Here is a 1014-nt window from a genome sequence, read left to right on the forward strand (position 1 = left end):
TCAGCGATGAGTAACGAGCGTTCAATGCCACGGCGAACGCAGCGAGTATGGTAGGCAATATCGTCAACGGTTACAGGCAGCGTATCGTTATGTCCTTGAAGTACCATCCCCATAGAATCACCGACTAATAGCACGTCAACGCCTTCGCTATCGAATGCGTTTGCAAAGCTGGCATCATAGGCCGTCAATGCAGTGAATTTCTTGCCTTCACTCTTGAAGGTTCTCAATGTGGAACTCGTAATTTTGGACATAGTGGTAATTTTAAAACCTAAATGGTGAAGTTGTTATAAGCCAAGTGGCCCTGAACTTCAATGATCATGGAGTCAAACTTCTTTACTAATGTGAATAGTCTATCAAAAAATGGCCATGAAAATGAATTCTCTAGCTAGTGCTACTACGCGAGTTGTAGTTCGGCAACCAAAGCGTCTGTTATTAAACTGCTTAACGGTACTTCATCAGGTAGTACAAGTGTTGGGGTTAGATCAAATAATGGCACTAATACGAAGCTGCGTTGCTTCATTCCATAATGAGGCACTATCAGGCGAGGTAGCTTTATCTGTTCATTTCCATATAGCAGCAGATCTAAATCTAAGGTTCTAGGCCCCCAGCGAACCGTTCTCAGTCGGCCTTGTTCATTTTCAATTTTTTGTAGTGCGTCGAGTAAGGCAATGGGAGTGAGTTCTGTTTTAAAGCCGGCGACGGCATTAACATAATCGGGTTGCTCAACATCGCCCATTGGCACTGAGCGATAATAGGGCGATACCGTTAATGAGTTTTCTGCGGCAATACTCAACAATGCTTGGCAAGCATTGTTGAGCTGTTCGATAGGCTCGCTTAAGTTAGCCCCTAGTGCGACATAAACTTGGATCATTATTCTGCAGGTTTGGGTGCTGCTTTATCTGAAGGCTTGCGACGACGGCGTTGAGAGTTGCGATTACGGCCGCCTTTGTTAGTCGATTTTGCAATAACATTGCGTTGATCTTCACTACCTTCAACAAAGCTCTTCCACCATGC

2 protein-coding genes are annotated in these 1014 nt (G+C 44.6%); both read right to left on the minus strand.

Going from position 1 to position 1014, the window contains the following annotated elements:
- Positions 1–251 (minus strand): 3-methyl-2-oxobutanoate hydroxymethyltransferase (locus AB4238_RS16735; protein WP_408019749.1); only part of this gene is annotated, 251 nt, incomplete at its 3' end.
- A 143-nt stretch (positions 252–394) separates the two neighbouring features.
- Positions 395–871 carry a 2-amino-4-hydroxy-6-hydroxymethyldihydropteridine diphosphokinase gene (folK, locus tag AB4238_RS16740; protein ID WP_371994828.1) on the minus strand — a complete coding sequence of 159 codons (477 nt, stop codon included), beginning with the start codon at positions 869–871 and terminating at the stop codon, positions 395–397.
- Positions 872–1014: the final 143 nt, after the last annotated feature.

The organism is Shewanella sp. 10N.286.45.A1 (assembly GCF_041470405.1).
GTDB lineage: Bacteria > Pseudomonadota > Gammaproteobacteria > Enterobacterales > Shewanellaceae > Shewanella.

Bases quoted from the DNA above. Each gene is read 5' to 3' on its own strand.
- folK (WP_371994828.1), bottom strand. From the start codon at position 871: ATGATCCAAGTTTATGTCGCACTAGGGGCTAACTTAAGCGAGCCTATC.